The organism is Falsiroseomonas sp. RANM36 (assembly GCF_056682175.1).
On sequence record NZ_JBWXTD010000002.1, the window covers coordinates 737,315 to 743,050 of the forward strand.

Genomic DNA, 5,736 nt, shown 5'->3' on the forward strand with positions numbered 1-5,736 from the left:
GGGGGGGGGGGGCGGGGGGGGCCCCGCCGCGCTCGCGCGCCAGGTGGTGGTGGAGGAGAAGCGCTGGCTGTCCGAGCGCGACTACGCCGAGATGCTGGCCGCCGGGCAGGTGCTGCCGGGGCCGAATGTGGGCAACACCTCCGTCATGCTTGGGCGCCGCTTCCACGGCTTCACCGGCGCGCTGGCGGCGAGCGGCGGCTTCTACGCGGTGCCGCTGGTGCTGCTGACGGGGCTGCTGCTGGTCTATGGCAGCGTCGCGGACGATCCGCGCGTGGACAGCTTCATGCACGGCATCGCCGCTGCGGCGGCGGGCATGGTGGTCGGCACCGCGGTGAAGATGGGCCAGAAGTTGCGGCCGCCGCCCGAGACGGTGGTGATCGGGCTGCTGGCGACGGCTGCGGCCGCCTGGCTGCGCCTGCCATTGCCGTTGATCGTGCTGCTGCTGGCGCCCTTTGCCATCGGCGCCGCGCTGCGCCGGCAGAAGGCGCGCGGCTGATGGGGGGCGTGCTGCTCTCCCTGCTGCTGACCTTCGGCACGCTGTCGCTGCTGGCGGTCGGCGGCGCGAATGCCGTGGTGCCGGAGATGCACCGGCAGATCGTGGAGATCCATGGCTGGCTGGACAGCGCCACCTTCGCGCAGGTCTACGCGCTGGCGCAGGCAGCGCCGGGGCCGAACATCCTGGTCGCCGCGGCGCTGGGCTGGGTGATTGCGGGGCCGGCGGGGATGGGCGCCGCCTTCCTCGGCATCGTCGCGCCGGCCTGGGGATTGGCCTGGTGGGTTGCCGGTGTCACCGAGCGGCTGGCCGCGAAGCCCTGGCTGAAGGCGGTGCGGGCGGGGCTGGTGCCGATCGCGATCGGGCTGATCCTCGCCTCCGGCCTCATCATGGCGCAGGCGGCGGCGGCGCAACTTGTCGGGCTTGCCGTCGCGGTCGTCGCGGCCCTGCTGGTGTGGCGGACGGAGCTGAACCTGCTGTGGGTGCTGGCCGCGGGCGGCGTGGCCGGCTTGGCGTTCCTCTGACGCGCGGCGCATCGCGGTTTCGCGAGCCTTCCGCAAGGGCAAGGCGTGGCCGCTTTGCCGCAGCGTGGCGGCCAATTCGACGCATTGCGCGCGCCGCGAAGCGGGCCTTACCTCGCCGCCGCCGGCCATGCCGGCGAATGAGGAGGGTGAATGATGTCGCGTATCGAAACGCCTGCGCCCGCACCTGCGCCCCACGTCGCGGCGCTGCCGGAAAGCCCCTTCGCCGCCAACCTGATGTTGAGCGAGATGGCGGCCCAGATCACACAGGAGATGCTGGACTTTTCCGGACGGCGCATGCGCGCGCAGATGGAGTTCGTCTCCTCCATGCCGGTCGGCGACGTGAAGGGCATGATGGAGGCGCAGTTCCGCTTCTTCGCGCAGGCCTCGCAGGACTACGCGCAGGAGATGGTGCAGGTGGGCGAGGTAATCCGGCGGATCACCGACGGGCCTTCGGCGCCGCGCGGCTGACGCAGCCGGCCGCGGTCACGCCTCCCGCGGCGCGGGTTCGCCCGCGGGGGGCGCGCTGCGGCGATACAGGATGTAGGCGCGGCGTTCGAAGGCGCGGACCATCAGGCGCACCGCCTCGTTGAAGACGGTGCCGATGACGGCCTGCAGCAGGCGGGAGCGGAACTCGAAATCCACGAAGAAATCCACCTCCGTTCCCTGCGGCACGGGCGCGAAGCGCCAGTGGTTGTTCAGGTAGCGGAAGGGGCCGTTCAGGTAGCGCACATGCACATGGTGCGGGCGCTCCAGCGTGACCTGGCTGCGGAAGGTCTCGCGGAACATCTTGAAGCCGATGGTCAGGTCCGCGATCAGCTCGTCGTCCGTGCGCGAGATCACCCGCGCGCCGACGCACCAGGGCAGGAATTCCGGGTAGCGGCGCACATCGGCCACCATGTCGAAGAGCTGCTCCTGGGTGTAGGGGAGCACCTTCTTCTCGGCATGGGTCGGCATCAGGCGGCCTTCAGCCGCGCCTCGCGCGCCGCACGCAGTTGCGCGAAGTCCCGATCCGCATGGTAGGAGCTGCGCGTCAGCGGCGTGGCGGAGACGAGAAGAAACCCCTTGCCGCGCGCCACCTGGGCGTAGTCGGCGAATTCATCGGGCGTCACGAAGCGGTCCACCGCGGCGTGCTTCACCGTGGGCTGGAGGTACTGGCCGATGGTGAGGAAATCCACTTCCGCGCTGCGCAGGTCGTCCATCACCTGCAGCACCTCGATCCGCTTCTCGCCGAGGCCAACCATCAGGCCGGACTTGGTGAAGATGGAGGGATCGAGTTGCTTCACGCGGTCCAGCAGCCGCAGCGAGTGGTAGTAGCGCGCGCCGGGGCGGATGGTGGGATACAGCGCCGGCACGGTTTCAAGGTTGTGGTTGAAGACATCGGGGCGCGCCGCGACGACCACCTCCAGCGCGCCGTCCTTGCGCAGGAAGTCGGGCGTCAGGATCTCGATGGTGGTCTCCGGCGCGGCGCTGCGGATGGCGCGGATGGTCTGCGCGAAATGTTCCGCGCCTCCGTCCCGCAGGTCGTCGCGGTCCACGCTGGTGACCACGACATGGCGCAGGCCGAGCTTGGCGACGGCATCGGCGACGCGACGCGGCTCGTCCGTGTCGAGCGGCTTCGGAATCCCCGTGGCGACGTTGCAGAAGGAACAGGCGCGGGTGCAGGTCTCGCCCATGATCATCATGGTGGCGTGGCGCTGCGACCAGCATTCCCCGATGTTGGGGCAGGCCGCTTCCTCGCAGACCGTGACCAGGCCGTTGGCGCGCATCAGCGCATGGGTCTCGCGATAGACCGGGCTGGTGGGCGCCTTCACCCGGATCCAGGCGGGCTTCCGCTGGATGGGGTTGTCGGGCCGATGCGCCTTCTCCGGGTGCCGCTCGGCACCTTTGAGCGGCCCCTCGGGCCGGCGATGGTCGATTTCGACGCGCGTCGTCATGAGGCGGATATAGCGATGCCCGCGGCGGAGGACGAGGGCGTCACGACTTCACCGCGCGCAAGACAAGGGAGAGCGGCAGGAATGGCCGGTCGGCCCAGGTCCAGAGGCCGTCGGCGTCCTGCACGCAGCCCGGAAAGGGCTGCCAGATGAGACGCGGATGCTCCTCCAGCCGCTGCAGCGCCAGGCCGGCGCCCTGCAACGCGGCGAGGATGGCGGCCAGGCTGTGCTGGAACTCGACGGTCCGGCTGTTCGCGAGCCGCACCTCGGGGTCCTGGTAGTCGGTCGCGTCGTCGAACTCGATGGGCCCGGCCTGGAAATAGGAGATTGCCCAGCCCGGGAAGCCAGGCACGGTCGTTGTCCCATCGGCCAGTACGCGCGCGACCGGGTGCATGTCGGCAAACACAAAGACCCCGCCGCGCCGCAGCGCGAAGGCGATGCCGGCCGCCCAGCGGTCGAGATCCGGCAGCCAGCAGATCGTGCCCCAGCTGGTGAAGACGAGATCGAAGGTGCCGGCGTCCTGCGGCAGGGCGGTGGGAACCTCCTGCACGTCTGACAGGACGAAGCGCGTAGCGGACAGGCCGCATTCGGCGGCCAGCGCCGCGGCGGCCTCAAGCGCGGGCGGGCTGAAGTCCACGCCGACGACACGGCGCGCCCCGCGCTGGGCCAGCGCCACGCTGTCATGGCCGACATGGCATTGCAGGTGAAGGACCGAAAGGCCGGCGATGTCGCCGATCGCGGCCTCCACCAGCGGGTCGAGCCAGCCGCGCCCGGCGCGGTGGCTCGAGAGATCATAGCCGCGCGGTCCGAGATGGGCGGCGGTCCGCTCGTTCCAGTTCGCCTCGTTCAGCCGGCGCCACTCAGATGTGGATGACGCGGCCATAGGCGTCCAGCACCGACTCATGCATCGTCTCCGACACCGTGGGGTGCGGGAAGACCGTGTGCATCAGCTCGGCCTCGGTGGATTCCAGGGTGCGGGCGATGCCGTAGCCCTGGATCATCTCCGTCACCTCGGGGCCGACCATGTGGGCGCCGAGCAACTCGCCGGTCTTGGCGTCGAAGACGGTCTTGACCAGCCCCTCGGGCTCGCCGAGCGCGATCGCCTTGCCGTTGCCGATGAAGGGGAAGCGGCCGACGCGGACCTCGTGGCCGAGTTCCTTCGCCCGCGCCTCGGTCAGGCCGACGGAGGCGACCTGCGGGCGGCAATAGGTGCAGCCGGGGATGTTCAGCACGTCCATCGCATGCGGGTGCTTCCCGGCGATGGCCTCGACGCAGATGATAGCCTCGTGGGAGGCCTTGTGCGCCAGCCAGGGCGGGCCGGTGAGGTCGCCGATGGCATAGACGCCGGGCTCGCCGGTGTTGCCGAAGGCGTCGGTGACGACATGGGTGCGGTCCACCTTCACCTTAGTGCCCTCGAGCCCGATATCCTCGACATTGCCGACGATGCCCACGGCGGAGATCAGCCGGTCGGCGGTGATCTCCTGCACCTTGCCGCCGGCTTCGATCACCGCGGTGACGCTGTCGGCGCCCTTGCGCACGCCCTGCACCCGCGCCCCGGTCAGCAGCTTCATGCCCTGCTTGGTGAAGGACTTCGCGACGAAGGCGGAGATCTCGGCATCCTCCACCGGCAGGATGCGGTCCATGACTTCGACGAGCGTCACCTGCGCACCCATGTTGAGGTAGAAGCTGGCGAATTCGCTGCCGATGGCGCCGGAGCCGACGACGATGAGCGACTTCGGCATCGCGGTCGGCGTCATCGCCTCCCGGTAGGTCCAGATCAGCTTGCCGTCCGGCTCCATGCCCGGGATCACGCGCGCGCGGGCGCCCGTGGCGAGGATGATGTGCTTCGCGGCGATCTCCACGACCGGCTTTCCGTCCTTCGTGACGTTGAGCTTGCCGGGGCCGGCGAGCTTGCCGTGGCCGTCGAACACCGTGACCTTGTTCTTCTTCATCAGGTGCTTCACGCCGCCGGAAAGCTGGCCGGCAACGCCGCGGCTGCGCTTGATCACCTTGGCGAAGTCGAAGCGAATGTTGTCGGCGGCAAAGCCGTACTGGTCGAGGCTGTGCAGCAGGTGGTTGATCTCGCTGGCGCGCAGCAGCGCCTTGGTCGGGATGCAGCCCCAGTTGAGGCAGATGCCGCCGAGGTTCTCGCGCTCCACCAGCGCGGTCTTCATGCCGAGCTGGCTGGCGCGGATCGCCGCGACGTAGCCGCCGGGGCCGCCGCCCACCACCACGATGTCGAATTTTTCTTCAGCTGCCATGGCCGTGTTCCCTGGCTTGGGCGAGGGCCGCGAGGGGTTCGCCGGTGAGTTGCTGCAAGGTCCAGCCCTCGCGCGGCTTCGCGCCGAGGCTGCGGTAGAAGGCGATGGAGGGGGCGTTCCAGTCCAGCACGGACCACTCCATGCGCCCGCAGCCCTGCGCCAGCGCGCGGGCGGCGAGGTTCCGGAAGATCGCCTTGCCGATCCCCCTGCCCCGCGCGTCCGGGTTCACGAAAACGTCCTCGACATAGAGCGAGGGGCGGCCGAGGAAGGTCGAGAAGGAGTAGTACCAGACAGCGAAGCCGACGGGCTCCTCGTTCCAGCGCGCGATCAGCGCCTCGGCCCGGCGGGGTTCGCCGAAGAGGAATTTTTCGAGTGTCGCTTCGTCGGCGCGGACCTCGTGCGAGAGGCGCTCGTAGTCGGCGAGCGCGCGGATGAAGTGGAGCACGAGGGGGAGGTCGTCGGGCGTGGCGTCGGCGAGCGTCAGGGTCATGGCGCGCGACCCCCCACCCGGGGGGGGGGGGGGCGCC

8 protein-coding genes are annotated in these 5,736 nt (G+C 69.9%); 3 read left to right on the forward strand and 5 right to left on the reverse strand.

Annotated elements, in window-relative coordinates; genetic code table 11:
- From AC1MIR_RS04385 to AC1MIR_RS04395, 3 genes are all read left to right on the forward strand, one after another.
- Positions 1-496 (forward strand): chromate transporter (locus tag AC1MIR_RS04385; protein ID WP_480026946.1); only part of this gene is annotated, 496 nt, incomplete at its 5' end.
- Positions 496-1,017: a chromate transporter gene (locus tag AC1MIR_RS04390; protein WP_109870948.1), complete on the forward strand. Its 522-nt coding sequence runs from the start codon at positions 496-498 to the stop codon at positions 1,015-1,017. The genes AC1MIR_RS04385 and AC1MIR_RS04390, both read left to right, overlap by 1 nt.
- Before the next feature lie 153 nt (positions 1,018-1,170).
- Positions 1,171-1,485: a hypothetical protein gene (locus AC1MIR_RS04395; RefSeq protein WP_480026947.1), complete on the forward strand. Its 315-nt coding sequence runs from the start codon at positions 1,171-1,173 to the stop codon at positions 1,483-1,485.
- A 15-nt stretch (positions 1,486-1,500) separates the two neighbouring features.
- Here AC1MIR_RS04395 and AC1MIR_RS04400 read toward each other — a convergent pair whose 3' ends face one another.
- The 5 genes from AC1MIR_RS04400 to AC1MIR_RS04420 all read right to left on the reverse strand — a co-directional run.
- Positions 1,501-1,971, reverse strand: coding sequence for a type II toxin-antitoxin system RatA family toxin (locus tag AC1MIR_RS04400; RefSeq protein WP_480026948.1), 471 nt, complete (start codon positions 1,969-1,971; stop codon positions 1,501-1,503).
- Positions 1,971-2,951: a lipoyl synthase gene (gene lipA / locus AC1MIR_RS04405; protein ID WP_480026949.1), complete on the reverse strand. Its 981-nt coding sequence runs from the start codon at positions 2,949-2,951 to the stop codon at positions 1,971-1,973. Before lipA ends, AC1MIR_RS04400 begins: the two co-directional genes overlap by 1 nt.
- 40 nt (positions 2,952-2,991) lie before the next feature.
- Positions 2,992-3,831 (reverse strand): class I SAM-dependent methyltransferase, encoded by an 840-nt coding sequence (locus tag AC1MIR_RS04410; protein WP_480026950.1) that lies wholly within the window; start codon positions 3,829-3,831, stop codon positions 2,992-2,994.
- Positions 3,809-5,209, reverse strand: a complete 1,401-nt coding sequence (gene lpdA / locus AC1MIR_RS04415) for a dihydrolipoyl dehydrogenase (RefSeq protein WP_480026951.1) — start codon at positions 5,207-5,209, stop codon at positions 3,809-3,811. Before lpdA ends, AC1MIR_RS04410 begins: the two co-directional genes overlap by 23 nt.
- A partial coding sequence (locus tag AC1MIR_RS04420; RefSeq protein WP_480026952.1) for an N-acetyltransferase family protein occupies positions 5,199-5,736 on the reverse strand: 538 nt, incomplete at its 5' end. The genes lpdA and AC1MIR_RS04420, both read right to left, overlap by 11 nt.

Excerpts from the sequence above, each read along its gene's own strand:
- AC1MIR_RS04390 (WP_109870948.1), top strand. The coding sequence starts at position 496 with ATGGGGGGCGTGCTGCTCTCCCTGCTGCTGACCTTCGGCACGCTGTCG.
- lpdA (WP_480026951.1), bottom strand. The coding sequence starts at position 5,209 with ATGGCAGCTGAAGAAAAATTCGACATCGTGGTGGTGGGCGGCGGCCCC.
- AC1MIR_RS04410 (WP_480026950.1), bottom strand. The coding sequence starts at position 3,831 with ATGGCCGCGTCATCCACATCTGAGTGGCGCCGGCTGAACGAGGCGAAC.
- AC1MIR_RS04400 (WP_480026948.1), bottom strand. The coding sequence starts at position 1,971 with ATGCCGACCCATGCCGAGAAGAAGGTGCTCCCCTACACCCAGGAGCAG.
- lipA (WP_480026949.1), bottom strand. The coding sequence starts at position 2,951 with ATGACGACGCGCGTCGAAATCGACCATCGCCGGCCCGAGGGGCCGCTC.
- AC1MIR_RS04395 (WP_480026947.1), top strand. The coding sequence starts at position 1,171 with ATGTCGCGTATCGAAACGCCTGCGCCCGCACCTGCGCCCCACGTCGCG.